This is a genomic window from Mycolicibacterium sp. XJ1819, from assembly GCF_053483675.1.
Genome location: NZ_JBEFST010000012.1, coordinates 58,666 through 75,719, shown reverse-complemented (window position 1 = coordinate 75,719; position 17,054 = coordinate 58,666). Strand labels below are relative to the sequence as shown.

General features: G+C 64.9%; 31 protein-coding genes and 4 tRNA genes. 29 read left to right on the top strand and 6 right to left on the bottom strand.

Translation table 11 applies throughout. The features are described from left to right. Nucleotides 1-5: 5 nt before the first annotated feature. The 5 genes from ABQE89_RS14850 to ABQE89_RS14830 all read right to left on the bottom strand — a co-directional run bounded on the left by ABQE89_RS14850 (nucleotide 6) and on the right by ABQE89_RS14830 (nucleotide 2,585). On the bottom strand, nucleotides 6-845 hold the full coding sequence (locus tag ABQE89_RS14850; RefSeq protein WP_448417796.1) for an SDR family NAD(P)-dependent oxidoreductase: 840 nt from the start codon (nucleotides 843-845) through the stop codon (nucleotides 6-8). Further along, nucleotides 842-2,206, bottom strand: a complete 1,365-nt coding sequence (locus tag ABQE89_RS14845; protein WP_448417794.1) for a cytochrome P450 — start codon at nucleotides 2,204-2,206, stop codon at nucleotides 842-844. The genes ABQE89_RS14850 and ABQE89_RS14845 overlap by 4 nt, the downstream gene beginning before the upstream one ends. 79 nt (nucleotides 2,207-2,285) lie before the next feature. Continuing rightward, nucleotides 2,286-2,359: transfer RNA gene (locus ABQE89_RS14840), tRNA-Phe, on the bottom strand. A gap of 42 nt (nucleotides 2,360-2,401) precedes the next feature. After that, nucleotides 2,402-2,478: transfer RNA gene (locus ABQE89_RS14835), tRNA-Asp, on the bottom strand. A 34-nt stretch (nucleotides 2,479-2,512) separates the two neighbouring features. Continuing rightward, nucleotides 2,513-2,585 (bottom strand) — tRNA-Glu (locus ABQE89_RS14830). A gap of 123 nt (nucleotides 2,586-2,708) precedes the next feature. Here ABQE89_RS14830 and ABQE89_RS14825 point away from each other — a divergent pair. The 27 genes from ABQE89_RS14825 (at nucleotide 2,709) to ABQE89_RS14695 (ending at nucleotide 16,000) form a co-directional block, all read left to right on the top strand. Beyond that, nucleotides 2,709-2,781 (top strand) — tRNA-Lys (locus tag ABQE89_RS14825). A 26-nt stretch (nucleotides 2,782-2,807) separates the two neighbouring features. After that, nucleotides 2,808-3,164: a hypothetical protein gene (locus ABQE89_RS14820; protein WP_448417792.1), complete on the top strand. Its 357-nt coding sequence runs from the start codon at nucleotides 2,808-2,810 to the stop codon at nucleotides 3,162-3,164. A gap of 17 nt (nucleotides 3,165-3,181) precedes the next feature. Next, nucleotides 3,182-3,382, top strand: a complete 201-nt coding sequence (locus tag ABQE89_RS14815; RefSeq protein WP_448418016.1) for a helix-turn-helix domain-containing protein — start codon at nucleotides 3,182-3,184, stop codon at nucleotides 3,380-3,382. Continuing rightward, a complete protein-coding gene (locus ABQE89_RS14810) occupies nucleotides 3,379-3,528 on the top strand; it encodes a hypothetical protein (RefSeq protein WP_448417790.1) in 150 nt (49 codons plus the stop codon). Before ABQE89_RS14815 ends, ABQE89_RS14810 begins: the two co-directional genes overlap by 4 nt. A 60-nt stretch (nucleotides 3,529-3,588) precedes the next feature. Beyond that, nucleotides 3,589-3,861, top strand: a complete 273-nt coding sequence (locus ABQE89_RS14805) for a hypothetical protein (protein ID WP_448417788.1) — start codon at nucleotides 3,589-3,591, stop codon at nucleotides 3,859-3,861. Next, nucleotides 3,858-4,379 carry a hypothetical protein gene (locus ABQE89_RS14800; RefSeq protein ID WP_448417786.1) on the top strand — a complete coding sequence of 174 codons (522 nt, stop codon included), beginning with the start codon at nucleotides 3,858-3,860 and terminating at the stop codon, nucleotides 4,377-4,379. Before ABQE89_RS14805 ends, ABQE89_RS14800 begins: the two co-directional genes overlap by 4 nt. Further along, nucleotides 4,379-4,702 (top strand): hypothetical protein, encoded by a 324-nt coding sequence (locus tag ABQE89_RS14795; RefSeq protein ID WP_448417784.1) that lies wholly within the window; start codon nucleotides 4,379-4,381, stop codon nucleotides 4,700-4,702. The genes ABQE89_RS14800 and ABQE89_RS14795 overlap by 1 nt, the downstream gene beginning before the upstream one ends. Further along, a complete protein-coding gene (locus ABQE89_RS14790; RefSeq protein ID WP_448417782.1) occupies nucleotides 4,699-5,082 on the top strand; it encodes a DUF7368 family protein in 384 nt (127 codons plus the stop codon). The genes ABQE89_RS14795 and ABQE89_RS14790 overlap by 4 nt, the downstream gene beginning before the upstream one ends. Further along, nucleotides 5,079-6,008, top strand: a complete 930-nt coding sequence (locus ABQE89_RS14785; RefSeq protein ID WP_448417780.1) for a hypothetical protein — start codon at nucleotides 5,079-5,081, stop codon at nucleotides 6,006-6,008. The genes ABQE89_RS14790 and ABQE89_RS14785 overlap by 4 nt, the downstream gene beginning before the upstream one ends. Further along, complete coding sequence (locus ABQE89_RS14780; RefSeq protein WP_448417778.1) at nucleotides 6,005-7,162, top strand: recombination directionality factor; 1,158 nt, start codon at nucleotides 6,005-6,007, stop codon at nucleotides 7,160-7,162. The genes ABQE89_RS14785 and ABQE89_RS14780 overlap by 4 nt, the downstream gene beginning before the upstream one ends. A 3-nt stretch (nucleotides 7,163-7,165) precedes the next feature. Then, a complete protein-coding gene (locus ABQE89_RS14775; RefSeq protein WP_448417776.1) occupies nucleotides 7,166-7,522 on the top strand; it encodes a hypothetical protein in 357 nt (118 codons plus the stop codon). After that, nucleotides 7,519-7,749, top strand: a complete 231-nt coding sequence (locus tag ABQE89_RS14770) for a hypothetical protein (RefSeq protein ID WP_448417774.1) — start codon at nucleotides 7,519-7,521, stop codon at nucleotides 7,747-7,749. The genes ABQE89_RS14775 and ABQE89_RS14770 overlap by 4 nt, the downstream gene beginning before the upstream one ends. Nucleotides 7,750-7,931: 182 nt before the next feature. After that, a complete protein-coding gene (locus ABQE89_RS14765; RefSeq protein ID WP_448417772.1) occupies nucleotides 7,932-8,162 on the top strand; it encodes a hypothetical protein in 231 nt (76 codons plus the stop codon). Continuing rightward, nucleotides 8,159-8,530 (top strand): hypothetical protein, encoded by a 372-nt coding sequence (locus tag ABQE89_RS14760; protein ID WP_448417770.1) that lies wholly within the window; start codon nucleotides 8,159-8,161, stop codon nucleotides 8,528-8,530. Before ABQE89_RS14765 ends, ABQE89_RS14760 begins: the two co-directional genes overlap by 4 nt. Further along, on the top strand, nucleotides 8,527-9,009 hold the full coding sequence (locus tag ABQE89_RS14755; RefSeq protein WP_448417768.1) for a hypothetical protein: 483 nt from the start codon (nucleotides 8,527-8,529) through the stop codon (nucleotides 9,007-9,009). The genes ABQE89_RS14760 and ABQE89_RS14755 overlap by 4 nt, the downstream gene beginning before the upstream one ends. Beyond that, the gene (locus tag ABQE89_RS14750) at nucleotides 9,006-9,260 is read left to right on the top strand and encodes a hypothetical protein (RefSeq protein WP_448417766.1); all 255 of its coding nucleotides are present in this window, start codon (nucleotides 9,006-9,008) and stop codon (nucleotides 9,258-9,260) included. Before ABQE89_RS14755 ends, ABQE89_RS14750 begins: the two co-directional genes overlap by 4 nt. 545 nt (nucleotides 9,261-9,805) lie before the next feature. Further along, nucleotides 9,806-10,789, top strand: a complete 984-nt coding sequence (locus ABQE89_RS14745; protein ID WP_448417764.1) for a DNA-methyltransferase — start codon at nucleotides 9,806-9,808, stop codon at nucleotides 10,787-10,789. Next, nucleotides 10,786-11,250, top strand: coding sequence for a hypothetical protein (locus tag ABQE89_RS14740; RefSeq protein ID WP_448417762.1), 465 nt, complete (start codon nucleotides 10,786-10,788; stop codon nucleotides 11,248-11,250). Before ABQE89_RS14745 ends, ABQE89_RS14740 begins: the two co-directional genes overlap by 4 nt. Before the next feature lie 88 nt (nucleotides 11,251-11,338). Next, entirely contained in the window at nucleotides 11,339-11,863 is a 525-nt protein-coding gene (locus ABQE89_RS14735; RefSeq protein WP_448417760.1) for a hypothetical protein, read from the top strand. 270 nt (nucleotides 11,864-12,133) lie between these two features. Further along, nucleotides 12,134-13,177 carry a hypothetical protein gene (locus ABQE89_RS14730; protein ID WP_448417758.1) on the top strand — a complete coding sequence of 348 codons (1,044 nt, stop codon included), beginning with the start codon at nucleotides 12,134-12,136 and terminating at the stop codon, nucleotides 13,175-13,177. After that, nucleotides 13,170-13,412, top strand: coding sequence for a hypothetical protein (locus ABQE89_RS14725; RefSeq protein WP_448417756.1), 243 nt, complete (start codon nucleotides 13,170-13,172; stop codon nucleotides 13,410-13,412). The genes ABQE89_RS14730 and ABQE89_RS14725 overlap by 8 nt, the downstream gene beginning before the upstream one ends. Nucleotides 13,413-13,515: 103 nt before the next feature. Further along, nucleotides 13,516-13,656, top strand: coding sequence for a hypothetical protein (locus ABQE89_RS14720; protein ID WP_448417754.1), 141 nt, complete (start codon nucleotides 13,516-13,518; stop codon nucleotides 13,654-13,656). Continuing rightward, nucleotides 13,656-13,988: a hypothetical protein gene (locus ABQE89_RS14715; RefSeq protein ID WP_448417752.1), complete on the top strand. Its 333-nt coding sequence runs from the start codon at nucleotides 13,656-13,658 to the stop codon at nucleotides 13,986-13,988. The genes ABQE89_RS14720 and ABQE89_RS14715 overlap by 1 nt, the downstream gene beginning before the upstream one ends. Nucleotides 13,989-14,236: 248 nt before the next feature. Continuing rightward, nucleotides 14,237-14,374 carry a hypothetical protein gene (locus ABQE89_RS14710; protein ID WP_448417750.1) on the top strand — a complete coding sequence of 46 codons (138 nt, stop codon included), beginning with the start codon at nucleotides 14,237-14,239 and terminating at the stop codon, nucleotides 14,372-14,374. Then, entirely contained in the window at nucleotides 14,371-14,934 is a 564-nt protein-coding gene (locus ABQE89_RS14705; protein ID WP_448417748.1) for a crossover junction endodeoxyribonuclease RuvC, read from the top strand. Before ABQE89_RS14710 ends, ABQE89_RS14705 begins: the two co-directional genes overlap by 4 nt. Next, nucleotides 14,931-15,104, top strand: a complete 174-nt coding sequence (locus ABQE89_RS14700) for a hypothetical protein (protein ID WP_448417746.1) — start codon at nucleotides 14,931-14,933, stop codon at nucleotides 15,102-15,104. Before ABQE89_RS14705 ends, ABQE89_RS14700 begins: the two co-directional genes overlap by 4 nt. Next, entirely contained in the window at nucleotides 15,101-16,000 is a 900-nt protein-coding gene (locus tag ABQE89_RS14695; RefSeq protein ID WP_448417744.1) for a DUF1922 domain-containing protein, read from the top strand. The genes ABQE89_RS14700 and ABQE89_RS14695 overlap by 4 nt, the downstream gene beginning before the upstream one ends. A 48-nt stretch (nucleotides 16,001-16,048) precedes the next feature. Here the strand turns inward: ABQE89_RS14695 and ABQE89_RS14690 are convergent, their stop codons facing one another. Next, nucleotides 16,049-16,315 (bottom strand): hypothetical protein, encoded by a 267-nt coding sequence (locus tag ABQE89_RS14690; protein ID WP_448417742.1) that lies wholly within the window; start codon nucleotides 16,313-16,315, stop codon nucleotides 16,049-16,051. A gap of 143 nt (nucleotides 16,316-16,458) precedes the next feature. On the opposite strand from ABQE89_RS14690, the gene ABQE89_RS14685 reads away from it, so the two are divergent. Further along, a complete protein-coding gene (locus ABQE89_RS14685; RefSeq protein WP_448417740.1) occupies nucleotides 16,459-16,788 on the top strand; it encodes an HNH endonuclease signature motif containing protein in 330 nt (109 codons plus the stop codon). Between the two features lie 7 nt (nucleotides 16,789-16,795). Beyond that, nucleotides 16,796-17,044: a hypothetical protein gene (locus tag ABQE89_RS14680; RefSeq protein WP_448417738.1), complete on the top strand. Its 249-nt coding sequence runs from the start codon at nucleotides 16,796-16,798 to the stop codon at nucleotides 17,042-17,044. The last annotated feature ends 10 nt before the right edge of the window (nucleotides 17,045-17,054 follow it).

Sequence of the window (17,054 nt, the reverse complement as noted above, 5' to 3'; positions counted from 1 at the left end):
GGCCATCAGGCGGTGCGCTTGCGCAGCAGCTCCTGCAACCGGCCGAGCACCTCGAAGTAGTGCGTGGGCGCGATCCGGGCCAGGGCGTCGAACATGTAGGCATCGGGGCCGACGAGGATGCGCGCCTTGCCGGCCTCCACGCCGCGGTGGATGATCTCGGCGGCCTTGTCGGGTTGTGTCCTGGTCATCGCGGCGAACTCGCGCACCAGTTGCTCCTTGGTCTGGCCGTCACGCTGAACTTCCTCGCGGAACCGGCCGTTGCGCACGATGTTGGTGTTCACCCCGCCCGGATGCACGTTGACCGCGGTGACGCCGGTGCCGCGCAGTTCCTGGCGAAGGGAGTCGGTGAACCCGCGGACCGCGAATTTCGCCGAACAGTAGGCGCTTTGGCCCGGCATGCCGACCAGCCCGAAGACGCTGGAGGTGTTGACGATCGCCCCTTCGTCCTGTGCGACGAGGATGGGCAAAAATGCCCTGGTGCCATTGACCACGCCTCCGAAGTTGATGTTCCACAGCCAGGCGTCGTCGGCGACATCGGCGTCGAGTACCGGTGAGCCGACCGCCACGCCCGCGTTGTTGAACACCGCGCCGATGGGCTGTGGCGCCCACTCGCGCACCGCTGCGGCGAAGTCGTACTGCGCGGCGGCGTCGCTGACGTCGAGAACCCGCAGCAACGCGGGGCCCGCCAGGGAGGCCTCGGTCTCCTTCAACCCCGCCTCGTCGATGTCGGCGATGGCCACCGGGCAACTGTGCGCCGAAAGGCGTTGCGCCAGTGCCCGGCCGATGCCCGAGGCGGCGCCGGTGATCACCGCGGTGCGGCCGCTGATGGTTCTGCGCTTGCTCATACGTACTCCTTGTGGTCGCGGAACTCGACGGTGGCGGTCGGGCCCGAGGGGATGCGTCTGCGGTACACCACTGCGCGACCGCCACGGCCGGGTGCGGTGACCACACCGCGGGAGTGACGCCGTTCGCCCGGGGCGTCGGTGGTGCCGAACTCGAACTCGCGCAGCAGCGTGCGCAGCGTCACGGTCATCTCCATGTTGGCGAAGGCCGCGCCGATGCAGCGCCGGATCCCGCCGCCGTACGGGATCCAGGTGTGGGTGTCGGGGTTCTCGCCGAGGAATCGGTCCGGGTTGAACACCTGGGGATCGGCGTGGTTCTCGGCGCTCTGGTGGGCCATCGCGATGCTCGCGATCACGGCGTGGCCTTTGGGGACCACCCACTCCCCCAGCCGTATTCGCGTTCGGGCGACTCGCGCGGTGGCCTCCACCACCGGCCGGGTGCGTTGTACCTCCCACACTGTGGCCTGCGTCAGCGCGGTGCCGCCGGTGTCGACCTCGGCCGTCAGCCGGGCCAGCAGCGCGGGCTGCCTGCGCAGCCGTTCGATCGCCCACGCCAGCGTGGTGGCGGTGGTCTCGTGGCCGGCCGCCAGAAGTGTCAGCAGTTCGTCGGCGACGTGGCCGTCGGAGATCGCCGAGCCGTCGTCGTATCGCGCCTGCAGCATCAGCGCCAGCACGTCGGTGCGGTCCCCGAATCCGGGATCGCGGCGGGCCTCGCCGATCAGCGCGTCGATGATGTGGTCGTAGCGCCTGCGCGCGCGCCGCACCCGGCCCCACGGACTCCACGGCCCGAGATCTTTTCGCATGGCGGGCGGTAAAACCGCCATGCGGGAGGCCAGGGGCACCATCGGCGGCAGGAGCTCGCGCAGTTCCTCGAACGCGCCGCCGTGCGCGCCGAACACAGCCCGCAGGATGACGTTGAGGGTGATGCGCATCATCGGCTCGAGGGTGGCGAATTCACGGCCCTGGGGCCAATCGGCCGTTTCGCGCAGAACCTCCTGCTCCACCAGCGCCTCGTAGCCGGCCATCCGCTTGCCGTGGAAGGGCGGGACAAGCAGCTTGCGCCGTGCGCGGTGCTCGTCGCCGTCGAGGCTGAAGGTGGACCCCGGCCCCAGCACGGTCCCCAGGTTGGTGGGCCGGGAGACGAGATCGGCGTTGGCGGTGAACAATTCCCGGACCAGGTGCCGGTCGCTGACCACCAGGGTGTCGCCGAACAGCGGCAGGCGCACCGTGAACGTGCTGCCGTAGCGGCGTCCGACCGCCTCGACGGCACGGTGGCGGTCGACGAGAAAGGCCAGCCCGAGGACGGCCTTGGGGAGGCGCGGGCCGGGCGGCAGCCGCACCGGGTCGGTCGTCGCTTCAGCCATGTCACCCCTCCGCGGTACTCCAAGGTACCGGGACCACGGTACGTCTGTGTACCGGCGATGACAAGGGTTACGGGAACGGTGGCCAGGGCCGGGATCGAACCGGCGACCTTCCGCTTTTCAGGCGGACGCTCGTACCAACTGAGCTACCTGGCCGGAAGGCATCGGTCATCCCTAACCGAAATGCCCGCCACTCGGTGGCGACCCTGACGGGACTCGAACCCGCGACCTCCGCCGTGACAGGGCGGCGCGCTAACCAACTGCGCCACAGGGCCTTATCGTGCGCCTCCATCGTACGTGCGCCGGAAGTACCCCCTACGGGATTCGAACCCGCGCTACCGCCTTGAAAGGGCGGCGTCCTAGGCCGCTAGACGAAGGGGGCCAGCCGAATCTCTCCGGGGTACTCACAACGCTGTGACGCTGGGAGCTTCGATAGCTTAGGTTACCGACACCCCAATCCTCAAACGGGCCCCGCGCCCACACCCAAGTATTGTGTTGTCCGCGCGCCCCTATAGCTCAGTTGGTAGAGCTACGGACTTTTAATCCGCAGGTCCCAGGTTCGAGTCCTGGTGGGGGCACCGACTCCTGCGCCGCCACTGCTGTCGTGGCGCGGTGGTTCTGGCGGGGGGTCGAGTTCGATGGTGGGCACGATTTCGTTGATCGGGATGCCGAGCGCGGCGGCGATGACGCTGAGCTCGCCGGCGTAGAACGGACGCTTGCCGCGCAGCTTGTTCGACAGCGCGGCCTGGCTGATGCCGAGGACGTTCTCAGCGAAGTCTGTCTGCTTGATGCGGCGACGCCAGAGTTCCTGGTGAATCGCCTCGCCGAGTTGCTCGTCGAAGGTCCGACGCGGTGCGTCGGCCTCGCTGACGTCTGTAGTCATGTCGAACACGATACGACATACGCGACACATGCGACAACCCTAGTGACGGTCGTTGACTTTTATTTCGCTCCGTCGTAACGTTCGCAATCGTGAATATGTCGGAGCGACATGATCTTCACCCCGATCAGGTGATCAGTCCCAAAGAAGCAGCCGAGATCCTGCGCGTCACCAGCCGAACGGTTCAGCGCTACATCAAAGAAGGGCTTCTACCTGCGAGTCGTCTCCCCGGTGGCCGCCTCTGGCGCATCCGCCGATCCGACGTCGAGGCGCTCCTGAACGCCGAGGCCTCCGCATGACGACGGCTGCCCCGATCATCCGGCGCGTGTGCCAATTCACCGGCCAGATCGCCGATCTCCCCGAATCCCCCTCCGCGTCACCCACCGATGCGGAGGACGAGCCCGCGGCGGTCAACCCCCCGGCCGCCGCGGGCCACCACCAATAAAGAGGGGCCCCGCACCAGGCAAGTGGTGCGAGGCCACGACAACCAGAAAAAGAGGTTCCGGTGTCAACACCAAGCATAAACCACCAGGACTACACCACGGAGGACCGCGACGACGGCTCATTGTGGTTCAGCGTCGGCGAAGAATTCTGCAGCATCGTCGCCGCTGCGAATCACATCCTCGGGTACGAGGGCGTCATCGAAAACGCCTGGCACGTAACCCTCTTCGATCCTTTCAACGGGGATGCCGCGTGGGCAATCTGCCACGGCCGTGATGACGCCATCAAGCTGTGCGCCCTGCACGCTAGGACGGCGGCGAAGGCGGTGGCGTCGTGACCGTCGACATCGTTTCAGTGTTCGTCTACCGGCGCCGCGAGTTCCGCGCCGAATGCACCTGCGGCTACGACGGCCGCGTCCGACGTATCAAAGGCCGCGCCGTCATCGACGCCCTGCTCCACGCCAGCAACAATGGCTGCCGAGAGGGATGGCCGCTGGTTGTTCAATCTGATCGGCCGCTGCCGGCGCGGCGCGGCGTCGGTTGGTTCGCGGCCACCGCGCTGGCGCTGGCGTCGGTGATCATCGGCGGCGCGATCGCGTTCTCCGTGCCGGCCGAGGCCGACGACGTCGCCGACTACGTCGCCTGGGCGCATCCGGTGATCTGCCAGAACATCGCGGAGAAGCCCTACATCTCGACGGTGGAGGCGGTCGTCGCGGCGGTGGCCGAGGACTCGGGCCTCGGTTACGGGTTCGCGGGGGTGGTTGTGGGTGTGGCGGTGCGGGATTACTGCCCCTGGAATCGCGGCACGGTTGACCGCTATATCGGGAAGTGGCTGCAGGCGGGGGTGTTGGTCTGATGGCCGGCGGTTACCGGATCACGGCGCCGTATTTCGGTGAGGGTGAGTTCGCCGAGCATGTGGAGCGGATGAAGCAGTCGCCGGAGCCGTCTGCGACTGAGTCGGCGATGTTTCTGGGTCTGCAGCAGCTGTCCCATATCTATGCGGGGACGGTGCCGGCGGAGGAGGTTGCGCGGCGGCGGCGTCGGAATCGTCGGGCGCGGTGGTCGCGGCGTGGTGATACGGCGGCGTTGGCGCGGGATGCGCGGCGTCATCGGGTGCGGCGTGGGCGGCGGTTCGCGCGTGGCCAGGCCCCGGAGCTGAACCTCGGCGGTGCGTCATGAGCCAGGCCGGTATCGCCCGCTGCCCCTATTGCGACCGCACCATCGCCACTGACCACAGCCGCTACAAACGCCACAGCACCTCACCGGGCACCAAGAACACATGCCCACTGTCGGGCCAACACACCCCCGTCACCGGGCACAGCCCCTCCGCGTATCTGTCTCGCGCGTATCTCGTTTCGGATCTGGCTGAGCAGGTTCAGGATCGTGACCCCGCGCTGGTGTGGGAGTACCTGACGGCGTTGCCGGCTGCGGAGTTGCAGCGGCTGCTGGTGGTCGCGTTGGCCGGTCTGCGGATCGACGTGTCTATCGATGAATTGTTCGGCTGGGTCACAGAGTTGCCCGCCGCGACGGTCACTCACCTGAAAGAAGTCCACGCATGACCGATCAACTTGAACTCGGGCAAGATGCCATCGACGTCGGCGAACCCGACAACGAAGACCTCGTCCTCTGGTCAGTCACCACTATCATCGGCGCCCTCGACAAGCCTGCCCTGCTGTACTGGTCGGCTGAGCAGACAGCCAACGCCGCCATCGACAGTTTGCAGACGTGGCAGGCGATGCTGGAGGAGCAGGGCCGCGCCGAGGCGGTGAAGTGGTTGCGCGACGCCAGGTTCCGACGCCCCAAAACCATCCTGTCGGACACCGCGTTCGGGTCGGTAGTGCACACCGTGTGTGAAACCTACGCACTCACCGGAAGCAAACCGGACGCTGACTTCATCGCCGAGCAGGTGGTGTTGGAGGGCGGCCCCCAGGTCGACGTCAACCATGAGACCGTAGGGATTCAGACGTCGTTGGATCAGTTCGACGGCTGGTTGCATCGGGCGCAGCCGTCGTATCAGGCCACCGAAGTGTGCGTCTACAGCCCCACCTATGGGTATGCCGGGCAGGCTGATGCGTTCCTGACGATCGACGGTGTGCGGTTCATCGTGGATTACAAGTCCACCCGCAACCCGCGTGACTCCCGCGGCTACCTGAAGAAGCCCTACCCCGAACAGGTGGGTTTGCAGCTGGGCGCGTACCGGCATGCCGACTACGCGGCGGTGTGGCGGCCGCGCCGGTTCGAGAAGTTCCGCCGCCGGTACTACCTGCTGTCGACTGCGGAGCGTGAGCTGGCTGTGCCTGTGCCAGAGGTGGATACGGGTCTGGTCATTCAGATCACGCCGGAGTCGTGCGAGGCGTATCCGATCGACTGCGGGCCCGAGACGCATACAGCGTTCCTGTACACGCTGGAGACGTTCCGGTGGCTCAACGAGACCAGCAAGACCGTGATGAGCGACGCCCTCACATTCTCAGGAGACCCCAAGTGATCATCGACCTGCAGCGCCGAATCGCCGAAATCGGCCGCATCCGCATCGGCCAACAAGTCGCCGCCAACAACGGCAAGAAACGCCCCACCAAACTCACCACCTTCCGACTCACCAGCGCCGACCGCACCCGAATCCAACAAGCCGCCATGCTCTACGGCGGCCAACCCCAAGAATGGGACGCACCCGCCGGCAAGCAATGGGAAGTCATCACCGAGACTGACGCCCTCAACGTCGTTGTCCCGCCGAGCGATATGGCGTTCAGCCAACACTATGAACTGTGGTCAGGTGGCGGCTGCCAACGTCGATGCAACGGCCAATTCGAATCCATCAGCGACGGCCCCTGCGTCTGCGACCCAGACAAACGCGAATGCGCCATCCACACCCGGCTATCAGTCATGCTGCGCGACCTACCCGGTCTCGGTGTCTGGCGCATCGACACCAGCGGCTACTACGCCGCCGTCGAACTGCAAGGCGCTGTCGAGGTCGTCCAGATGGCCGCTGGCGCCGGCCAAATGCTGCCCGCGAAGATGCGCCTCGATCAACGGATGATCAAGCGGCCCGGCGCGGCCACGAAGCGGTTCGCGGTCCCGGTCCTCGACATCGAGGTCAGTCCCGCTCAGCTGCTCGCCGGCGGCGCGGTCACGATGATCGACAGCACGCCGGGAACGATCGCGATTGAGGCACCGCCCAAAGTGGTGGACGGTTCCGCGCCGTTGACGCCGGTGCCCGAGACTGTGCCCGAAGCACCCACCGCGTCGGTGAAGGAGCAGGCGGCCGCGAAGAAGCCGCGCCGCCCCCGCGCCAACGCGCAGCAGTCCATTCCGGCGACGGGGTTGAAGCCACGCACGGCCGCCGAGGCGAACGCGAAAACCGCGCCCCCACCCCCTGCCCCGCCGGCTGGTGAGGCGCAGCAGCCCATCGACGCTGTCGAGATGGTCACCGGGCCGCAACTGCGGAAGCTGTCGATCCTGCGGAAGCAGGAGGGTTACGCAGACGACGAAGAGGGTCGGGCCGGATGGTTCGCCTGGCTCGAGGCGGCCGTGAGCCGTACCGGACTGACGTCGAACAAAGACCTCACCAAAGCTGAGGCCAGCGGCGTCATCGACTTGCTGGAAGAGGCCCGCCAGCAGGACCAACAACGGATGGAAGGTTAGCCCATGGCCGAAATCACCACTGCACCAAAAGATCTGCCCACTACGAATGCGCTCGCTGATCAGCCTGTGCAGGGCGCGCTGATCGAGGCCGCGTTCGTCCGGTTCACCGGCACATCAGCGGTCGCCCTGGAAGATCCGCCCGAGCTCGACGTGCCGAAGACCTACATCGTGAAAGCGACGTGCGTGAAGCGGATGAACGAGCTCCGCAAGGACAACGAGGAACGTCTGACGGTGGTGATGGAGATCGACTCCTGCTACGAGCGGGGCAAGGTGCCGATCGTTGACGAAAACCAGGGCAGCTTGTTCGGCGACAGCGACGAGTCCGAAGACGACGAGGCCGAGGCCGAGGACGAGTCATGATCCGCGTGACGGTCGAACCCCGCCGGGACAACAAGTTCGACATCACCGTGGCCGACGACAACGGTCATGTGCTGCTGAATTCGGATCAGGGCTACGAGAACGTTGAGGACGCTATCGCGGTGGTTCGTCGGCTGTTCGGCCCGGTTGTCGCGACGGGTCAGATACAGACGGTGGCGTTGCGGGTGGAGTTCCGCGACGGCAAGACACACACGGAGCAACTCCGGTGAGCGGCGTCGGCCGGTTCGAACCCTACGGCCCACCCCGCCCCCGCTCCGAATACATACCACCCGAACAGTCCATCTTTGCTGGGCTCACACCACTGTGCGGGCCCCGGCGCACAGTCGGCCTCACGATCGCAGGTGAACACGTCTCGCACCAGGACGCCATCACTGATCAGTCGGAGTGGATCGTGGCGTGGCACAGCGGCTCTGACAAACCGCCCACCGATGACGATGTGCTCGGCTTCGTCTCCCAATGCGAAGCGTGCGGACAACGCGCCATCACCCGCAACCGCCACGGCGGCGACTGGATCTGCCCACCCTGCGAAGAAGTCACCAACGGCAGCGGCTACGGCGACCTGGATTGCGGCCTCGGCCTGGCCGACGACGACGGCCCAGACCTCGGGAAGGTCCGCATATGATCCCCCGCGGCGTAGACCTCGAGATCACCGAACAACGCCCCCCAGATCAGCCCCTCGACGACGGGAGCGCCGGCGGCAGCGTCGTCGTGCCGACGCGGTGCGCCATCAACGGCATCGACGTCCTGATGCCGAGCGGCGAATCGATCGACATCGCCGCCAGTGACGACAGCATGGTGACTGCTCGTTTCACGGTCGCGGTGCGGAACCTGCGTATCCATCCGGAGCATCGGGTCGTGGACACGGCGGATCCGCCGGAGTATTCGGCGTTGGCTGAGCAGTTCGGTGACCCGTTTCAGTTGTCGACGCATATGCGGGCTTACATGAATGTGGCTAAGGCGGCGCTGTTTTCGGGGGTGCTTGGGTCATGAGTGCTGCTGGGCATGGGGTTGATGAGGCGTTGCATGCCTTGATCCGCGCTGTGGCTGATGAGTTGGCTGATCGGATCGCGGTGTCGCTGGCCGAACGGATCAATGCCGACGCCGCTGCTGATGTGAGTCCGACGCCGAGCTTGCCGCCTCGGGTGAAGCCTGGGAAGCCACAACGGACCTGTGAGGTGTGCGGGCGGGTTGGTGAGCAGCGGTTCGTGGAGACGGCGACGGGCTGGAAGTGCTCACCGACCGCGAAATGTGTTGGTAATCGCCAAGCATCACCGGCGCTGACCAGCGTGAACGGCAGCGGCGAGCACACGCCAGCGCAGCCCGTGCAGTTCAGCACGGGAATCACCGCGAAGTGTCTTGACTGCACCCGCACATTCAGCGTTGAGGGCCAGGCGCTACAGGCGGCGGTTGATCACCACGAGAACGCGACCGGGCACATGGTGCAGTTCGCAAGCGAGGCCGCGTCGTGACTCAACTGCTGTTGTTCGATCAAACCCTGCCCGTCTCGGAGTGTGTGTATCGGCAGGTGGCGGTGGTGTTCACCGCTGTTGGTGGCCGCGACGAGGGCAGGCGGATCTACCACACGCATCCTCAGCCTGACTGGTATTGCGACTATCTGCGGGGTCGTCAACGCGCGGCGGGGAAGCCAGCTGATGCGCGGGTGATGGAACGCGACGTCACAGTCGGCGAATGGGTCGAGGTGGCCGATGAACGAGCGTAGGCGCTGCAAGTACTGCGGCCGCGAGGGCTCCCGAATGACGCCGATCCCCAGCATGTGGATCGACCGCATTGACGGATGGAAGTGCAGCCACCCCGTCGCCTGCATTCGCCGCCAGGATCAGCTTGGCCAGTGGCACGGCAAGCGTGTGCTCTACCGCCAAGACGCTGATGGCACTCGGTGGACGATTCGCCGCCTCAAGGGCACATCCGGCAACCCGGTCTACACGCTGACGTGTGAGTACCGAGAGCACCGGGCAATGTCGTCGCACTTCAGCATTGAAGCCGCACAGGCGCATTGCGACGACCTCATTGCGTCGTGGGCAGCCCGATCTTTGCGTGATTACGCGAGGAGCCGACCATGACGCAAATCACCCTGCCGTCCTGTGTTCTCCCTGGCTGCCGGACCCCTGTCGCTGTGTGGGGTGACGTGTGCGGGGGCTGTGTGCGTGATTTCGGGCCGCGTCTACGACCGGGCGCTCGGATGACTGTGGAGCAGATCACCGAGCGGGACAACGAAACCCAGGACGTGTACAAGCAACGGGGGGTGTGGTGACGGTCTACTACCAAGACGAGCAGGTGACGCTGCACCACGGCGACGCTTACCAGGTCGCGTGCGGACTGTCGGATAGCTCAGTGGATTGCATCGTCACCAGCCCGCCCTACTTCGGGCTGCGCGACTACGGCACCGAGGGGCAGTACGGGCTCGAATCCTCGCCCGCCGAATACGTCGAGCGGATGCGTGGACTGTTCGCCGAACTGCGCCGCGTCCTCGCCGACGACGGCACCCTGTGGCTCAACCTCGGAGACAGTTACGCCGGATCGTGGGGTGCGCAAGGTAAGGAGCCGCAAGGCTTCCGGCGCGACCTAATCGACCGCGGCGCGTACAACGGTTCGACAACGCGTACCGGATCTATCCGACCGGGAATGCCCGCGGCGAAGAACCTGATGGGTATTCCGTGGCGTGTGGCGTTCGCACTGCAGGACGACGGCTGGATACTGCGTAACGCGATCATCTGGAACAAGCCGAACGCGATGCCGGAGAGCGTCACAGACCGGCTCTCGGGTCGCTATGAGCATGTGTTCCTGTTCTCTAAGCAGTCGCGTTATCGGTTCGACCTCGACCCCATCCGCGAACCGACAATCACAGACCACCGCAGCACACCCGCCGCCAACTGCGACGGCGCGCTGGGCCGCGCCGGGAAGACAAGCATCCTCCATCGTGGTTGGAAGCCTGGCGATTCCCCGAGTGGACGCAATCCCGGTGATGTGTGGACTATGACCACCAAGCCGTTTCCCGGCGCTCACTTCGCCTGCTTCCCCCCTGAACTGCCGCAGCGTTGCATCCTCGCCGGCTGTAAACCGGGCGGCACCGTCCTCGACCCGTTCTCTGGTAGCGGCACAACAGGGTTAGCGGCGCAACGCACCGGACGCAAGTACATCGGCATCGACCTGAACGCCGAATACCTCGAACTGTCGCTACGCACACGTCTGCGTGAAGCCGCGCTCGACTTTGGAAGCGAGGGAGCATGACCCGCGTCGCCACTGTTCGTCTCCTGGTCCTCGTCGCCCTGGGCACGCTGTTGGCTGCGGGTGTGAAGGTTGCGCCCGCCCACGCCATGCCCCTCGACGCGGTGGTGGCGACAATCCGGGATGCGCACGGCCACTACGCACCACGCTCGGCGTCGTTGAAGGCCGCCGACTGCTCCGGTCTCGTCTCCGTCGCCCAGAGTTTGGCGATGGGGCAGCCGATCCGCAGGTTGGGCAACACACGCTCACTACTCGCCGGCAAATGGCCCCACGCGATCAGGGGAGCATCGCAGGACGATCTGTTCGTCATCGGGTCCAGCCGAACCCACATGTCAGTGCGTGTTGGCGGCGTCAACCTTGAGGCCCGCCAGTCCGGCGAACCATTCCTCATCGGCCCACAAGCCCGCGACCCCTTCACGTTTCCGACTGTCTGGCACATCGACCCGAAAGTGATCGCCTCATGACCAAACCCCAAGTAGCACTCGGCAAACCACTCGCCGGAATCGTTGCACTGGTGGTGATCCTGCTGTGAGCGGCGAATCGGGAGGGGCTGTGACTGACCAACTCACCCAGCGAGTAGCCGAAGTGATCTGGCAGGCCGAACATGACCTGTGGGACGGCGAGGCGCATTTCAACATGGCGGCGGCTCTTGTGTACGCCCAGGCTGTTGTCGCGGCACTCCAACTCCGCGAGGAACAGTACCGCTCTGCCATGTGTCCCGACGACCGCGACTATGACCGCGTGCGCTGGGCATCTCCGTGGGTTCAGCGAGTAGCCGAAGTGATCCGGGCGCACCCCGAAAGCGTCTCTCAGGGGGAAGCGTGGAATAAATGCGCCTACTGCTCACATGATGGCGACTACGCCACCCACGTCGCTGAGGTTGTTGTTGCGACACTCCAACTCACACCGCTCTACACATGGTCCTGGCCCGCTGAACTCACCAGCAGTGGAGAGGCGGGATACGGGCTGCTATGCGACAGCTTCGAGGAAGCCGCTACGGAAGCTGAGCCGTACATGTCGATTGTCTGCAGCTACCGCACTCCGTGGGTTGAGCTACCCGGAGAGGAACAACAGTGAGCGACCGCGAGAACAACCCCGCCCGGTTCACACTCAAGTTCCCAGACAAATGCTGCGCCGAGATCAGCTATCGCGGTAGGCAGCAACCATGCGACCGCACAGCCGTCGCCGCCGCCTACTCAACAGAAGCCTACGACCCCGGCTGGTGGCCTGTATGCCGCAAGCACCTACGTGGCCGCGAACTGGTGCCCCTGGAGGAACTGATCGCCGCCGCCCGAATCGACACCGAACGCGACGTCGCCTCCCGCACCCCGCCTCGTGCTCAGTGTCTTGGCTGCGGCAACGCAGACACACCCGATCACCAATGCAAACGCCCCCAGGAGGTGCCCCTTGGCACGTGAACACGCCCGCATCTGGCTCGACATCAACAGCGACGACGACTTCGAAGCCCTCCCCTTCGACGCCCAAGGCCTCTACACCCGCGTCATCCTCACCCTCGCCGACCTCTCCTACTGCGGCGTCGCCACCTGGCGACCCCGCAAACTCACCACCAAAGCACCCGACCTCACCTACTTCCGCATCATGGCCGCCGCCAGCGCACTCGAACACGGCCGCTACTGCCTCTTCGACCTCGACACCGAAGAAGTCCTCGCCCGCTCCTACATCCGCCGCGACGAACTCCTCCGCAACCCCAAAATGGCCGCCGCAGTCATCAAGGCCTACAACGGCATCGCCTCCAAAGCACTCCGCGCCGCCGTGGTCGACGAAATCCGCCGCGTCCACACCGAGCACCCCGAATACAGCTCATGGTCACACAAAGACACCGGGCCGGCGCTGTCGAAGATCATGGCCAAAGACGGCCTCGACACGGTGCCATACACCAACCAGATCACCCTCCCGATCACCAACCACATAACCAATGGCGAAACGGTCCCGATTACCGATAGCCATCCGGTCCCGATTAGTGATCCCGAATCGGTTCGGAACACCGAAACCGACCCCGGTCCCGATTACCAATCCGATTCGGTCCCGATCCCCAGCACCTACACCAGCACCTCTACACCAGCACCAAAGGGTAGTTACGTAAGTGGGGTACCTCACCAGAGCACCAAACACGACCCGAACAGCCCCCCACCCCCTCACTGCCCCCAGCATCCCGGCGGAACCACACGACCCTGCCCAGCGTGCGGCGCTGCGCGCCAGCACCGCCAAACCTGGGACCACACCCAAGCCGAAGCCAAAGCCGAAGCCCGCGCCGAATTCCTCAACGAAGTCGCCGACTGCCCCGACTGCGACGAACTCGGCTGGATCGACGCCGGCACCAACGGAGTCCAACGCTGCCCCAACCACGACTGGGAACGAATCGATGCCTGAAATCGACCCCGAGAAGCTGCGACTCTACGACGAAGGCTGCGCCGAATACGCCCGCACCAGCCCCGAAGGCCGCGCACACGCCATAGCGAAATGCACACTCTGCGACGACGACGGCTACCGCGCCAACCAGGTCTGTGACCACATCGACCGCACCACCACCGCCGCACGCGGAATCGCCAAATGCCGCGAAGCACTAGCCCGCAAGCAACTCCGACTCGACCAGGCCGACCAATGACCCACGAACTCGCCATCACCGCGCTCATCCTCGCCGTCATCGCAGTGATCCTCGCGGCCGTCGCCCTGGGCGCGGTGATCGCGATCGTGCAGGAGCTGCGCCGGTGACCGCCATGAGCCCCGCCGAGCGGATCGACCGGGCCTGCGCCGAACAACGCAACGGCGACCACACCGCCGCCCAGACGCACGCGCTGATCGCGATCGCCGAGCTCCTCCAGGCCAACGTCGAAGGCGATGCCCGATGATGACCGACAACGACGTCCTCGCCGCACTCGACTGGCAAACCCTCACCTGCCAATGCGAAATCACCCACCACTGCCCACACAAAACCAAGCCCTGCACGAACCGCGCCAACCGCCAAATCACCTTCCACGCCCTCGACCACTGCAACAACCCCGAACTCGGCCAATTCGGCAACTACGTGTTCCTGCTCTGCGAAACCTGCCTCTACGTCCTCGCCACAAACGTCAACGCCCACCTCGCACGCCTCAACGCCTACGGCCGCGCGATCTGCCTGTCGTGTGGCGCGCCGGTGTGCCAAATCGACCACGTCATCAGAGAAATCGAGGAACTATGAGCGAAGTAGCCGGATTGCCGTCGGTTGTACTGGCATTCGACACGCCACGACGACGACACCCACAGACCCTGATCAACGGAACACTGGTCGACCAAGGACTGGCCCCACTCCTGAAAATGGTGTGGTCGGAAGGCCTCCGAACTGAATGGTCATGCCAGGGCCACCCAATCGACTACGCAATACTGCCGCCCATAGGACGGGCGTACATTGTCTTCACCGATCGCTCAGACGCGTACGACTTCCTCGAGATGACCGCGCCATACCTCGCCGATGTTCAAGACCTGATGGCCATGCATCTGCACCTGATGTCCGAAGGGCGAGCATCGGTGACGTTCCCGCCGACACTGGTCCAGGAGATAACCGAGATCTTCAGCGAGGCGCTGTGATTGTCGCGGGGATCGACCCCAGCCTCACCAACACCGGCATCGCCATCCTCCACGACGGCCAACCCACCAACCACTACCGCCGCGGACACCCCGGCCGTGACGGAGCCAGCGACATCGACCGCATGCGACGCGTCGGCGCCCTGCTCACCGACATCAACAAAATCATCCGTGCGCACACCCCCGACCTCATCATCATCGAATCGCCCGCGTACGGCCAATACCTCCCATCAACCTGCGACCGAAACGTCCTCTGGGGCAGCCTCGTCCACCGCTACAGCATCGACCGCACACGACCCAACCGCTACTACGCAGGAGCCACACCTACCTGCCGAGCCCAATTCGCCACCGGCAAAGGACACGCCCCCAAACAAGCCGTCATCGACGCCGTCAACCACTGGTGGCCACACCTGAACCTCAAGCCCCGCCAGGACAACGAAGCCGACGCCTACGTACTCGCCACGATGGGCGCCGCTCACTATGAACCCGAGCTGTTGCCGTTCAAGCTGACCGACTGGCAGCGCAACAACCTGGAGGCAATCGCATGGCCAGTGACCGCATGAACGAACCACCAGACCCCTTCACCACATTCGCCATCGCAGCAGACACCCACTGCTGCGCCGAATCACCCGACAACTACCTCTGCACCGAAGAACCCGGCCATCACGGCTGGCACCGCGCCGAAGACGGCGAAACAGGCGACCTGTACGACACCTGGCCAGGTGACGCATGAACCTGTGCCAGCAATGCAAACGCCCCGAACCCCACACCTACCTTTGCGAAAACTGCACCACCCAACTCGCCAACATGCTCCACCAACTCCCCTGGCTCATCACCGAACTCGACAACCGCATCCAACAACTCACCCGAACCACACACGGCACCATCGGCCGCAACCGCCGCCCCGCCAACGAACTCAACGCCATCGACTTCGACGCCGCCGACACCGCACGCAAAACCCGCAAAACACTCCTCCACTGGGTCACCGAAATCGCCCAAAAAGCCACCGGCCGCACACCCCCAGCACTCCACACCGCAACCACCACCGACCTCGCGAAGTGGCTCTACGCTAACGTCAACCACATCGCCCGACTTGACCTCGCCCGCCGAAACCACAAAGGCCACACCACCGGCCACCGCCTCTACCACGACATCGAAAAACTCGTCGGAACCAACCACCAACGCACCGGCACCCTCATCAAAGCCATCAACCCCACCGAACGCCACTTCGCCGGCCTCTGCCACACCATCACCGGCCACAACCACCAAGGCGAACCCATCCACTGCCAAACCACCCTCTACGCCGACGTCGACGAAACCACCATCACCTGCCCCACCTGCAAACAACCCATCGACGTCGAAAAAAACCGCCGCGACACCGAAATCGACCGCGACCTCATGACCGAACCCAAACTCCTCGAAGTCCTCGCCGACCTCGACGAAAAAGTCTCCCGCGTCAAGCTCTACCAATGGATCCGCGAAAAACGCATCCGCCCGAAAGGCTGGATCCACGATGGAAGAATCGTGCAGTACCGAATCCGCCGCGGCGACCCGGCCGTCTACAGCCTGGCGCGGGCTCGGAAGCTGCGGGCCCGTGAACAACAACGACAGGAAGCCAACGCCCAATGACACGCCACGAACCTCGCATTCGTAGGCCACGCGACGGCAAAGGTCACGTCAGCCGTGAGACTGCTCCGTGTGATCGTTGATCAGGTCAAGCGCCACCTGCACCCGCCCCTGCACCAACGCCAACTGCGCACCCATTTCGCTGACAGGTGCAACAGCCGCCTCGAGAACGCCGACAGCAGCCAACAGGCCACGTATCGCCAGCTCGACGACCTCACGCTCGGGCAACTTCTCATCGATGGCCTGATTCACGGAGTCGGCCACCAACCGGGCTCGCTTAGCTGCTGGCGGCCATCCCTGCGTATCGATTTTTTGCATGAGTCAGACCGTAACCGAGCAATGCGACACGTCGCAGCCAACTTGACGTGACAGAATCCGCTGACCTGCATATACTTCGAACTGCAGTACCACCCCCATGCCCACACCCAGGGCATTCACCCATCACTGCACCCCCGCACGCCATGCCCACCGCACCCCCACGCGTCTGCAACCGCTGCCACCAACCAGCACCCAAAGGCCAACCCTGCACCTGCCGCCCCCCCTGGGAAGGCAGCACCCACGCATCCAGCAACGACCGACAATGGCAAGCCGTCAGAGACGCATACATCCACGCACACCCCTACTGCCAATGGCCCGGCTGCCACCGCGTCGCCGACCAGGTCGACCACATCGTGCCCCTCGCCGAAGGCGGCGACCGCTACAGCTCAGCCAACCTGCAGTCCCTCTGCACCGACCACCACACCGAGAAAACCATCCGCGACGCCCAACGCGGCAAAACCAGACCGAGGTGAACCCCCGATGACCGAACGCACCATCACCGTCAACCCCACCAACCCGCACCTGCCCAACCTCACCGAGGGCGACCGCATCGCTTTCGAAATCGACGGCAAGATCTACACCGACACCGTCAAGCGCATCAACCCCGGCCCCCCCTTCACCATCGACCTCGAAGGCGACGACAAGCCCGACCCCGCCGCCCGCTGCCAGACGGTCATCGGAAACATCGAGCACGGCCTGAAGACTATCCACCACGGCGGCATCTGGTGATGCATAACCG

What these genes read in the sequence shown, in the direction of transcription:
- ABQE89_RS14850 (WP_448417796.1), bottom strand. Translation starts at nt 845, where the DNA reads ATGAGCAAGCGCAGAACCATCAGCGGCCGCACCGCGGTGATCACCGGC.
- ABQE89_RS14845 (WP_448417794.1), bottom strand. Translation starts at nt 2,206, where the DNA reads ATGGCTGAAGCGACGACCGACCCGGTGCGGCTGCCGCCCGGCCCGCGC.
- ABQE89_RS14815 (WP_448418016.1), top strand. Translation starts at nt 3,182, where the DNA reads ATGTCGGAGCGACATGATCTTCACCCCGATCAGGTGATCAGTCCCAAA.
- ABQE89_RS14810 (WP_448417790.1), top strand. Translation starts at nt 3,379, where the DNA reads ATGACGACGGCTGCCCCGATCATCCGGCGCGTGTGCCAATTCACCGGC.
- ABQE89_RS14795 (WP_448417784.1), top strand. Translation starts at nt 4,379, where the DNA reads ATGGCCGGCGGTTACCGGATCACGGCGCCGTATTTCGGTGAGGGTGAG.
- ABQE89_RS14790 (WP_448417782.1), top strand. Translation starts at nt 4,699, where the DNA reads ATGAGCCAGGCCGGTATCGCCCGCTGCCCCTATTGCGACCGCACCATC.
- ABQE89_RS14785 (WP_448417780.1), top strand. Translation starts at nt 5,079, where the DNA reads ATGACCGATCAACTTGAACTCGGGCAAGATGCCATCGACGTCGGCGAA.
- ABQE89_RS14775 (WP_448417776.1), top strand. Translation starts at nt 7,166, where the DNA reads ATGGCCGAAATCACCACTGCACCAAAAGATCTGCCCACTACGAATGCG.
- ABQE89_RS14770 (WP_448417774.1), top strand. Translation starts at nt 7,519, where the DNA reads ATGATCCGCGTGACGGTCGAACCCCGCCGGGACAACAAGTTCGACATC.
- ABQE89_RS14760 (WP_448417770.1), top strand. Translation starts at nt 8,159, where the DNA reads ATGATCCCCCGCGGCGTAGACCTCGAGATCACCGAACAACGCCCCCCA.
- ABQE89_RS14755 (WP_448417768.1), top strand. Translation starts at nt 8,527, where the DNA reads ATGAGTGCTGCTGGGCATGGGGTTGATGAGGCGTTGCATGCCTTGATC.
- ABQE89_RS14740 (WP_448417762.1), top strand. Translation starts at nt 10,786, where the DNA reads ATGACCCGCGTCGCCACTGTTCGTCTCCTGGTCCTCGTCGCCCTGGGC.
- ABQE89_RS14725 (WP_448417756.1), top strand. Translation starts at nt 13,170, where the DNA reads ATGCCTGAAATCGACCCCGAGAAGCTGCGACTCTACGACGAAGGCTGC.
- ABQE89_RS14715 (WP_448417752.1), top strand. Translation starts at nt 13,656, where the DNA reads ATGACCGACAACGACGTCCTCGCCGCACTCGACTGGCAAACCCTCACC.
- ABQE89_RS14710 (WP_448417750.1), top strand. Translation starts at nt 14,237, where the DNA reads ATGACCGCGCCATACCTCGCCGATGTTCAAGACCTGATGGCCATGCAT.
- ABQE89_RS14700 (WP_448417746.1), top strand. Translation starts at nt 14,931, where the DNA reads ATGAACGAACCACCAGACCCCTTCACCACATTCGCCATCGCAGCAGAC.
- ABQE89_RS14695 (WP_448417744.1), top strand. Translation starts at nt 15,101, where the DNA reads ATGAACCTGTGCCAGCAATGCAAACGCCCCGAACCCCACACCTACCTT.
- ABQE89_RS14690 (WP_448417742.1), bottom strand. Translation starts at nt 16,315, where the DNA reads ATGCAAAAAATCGATACGCAGGGATGGCCGCCAGCAGCTAAGCGAGCC.
- ABQE89_RS14685 (WP_448417740.1), top strand. Translation starts at nt 16,459, where the DNA reads ATGCCCACCGCACCCCCACGCGTCTGCAACCGCTGCCACCAACCAGCA.
- ABQE89_RS14680 (WP_448417738.1), top strand. Translation starts at nt 16,796, where the DNA reads ATGACCGAACGCACCATCACCGTCAACCCCACCAACCCGCACCTGCCC.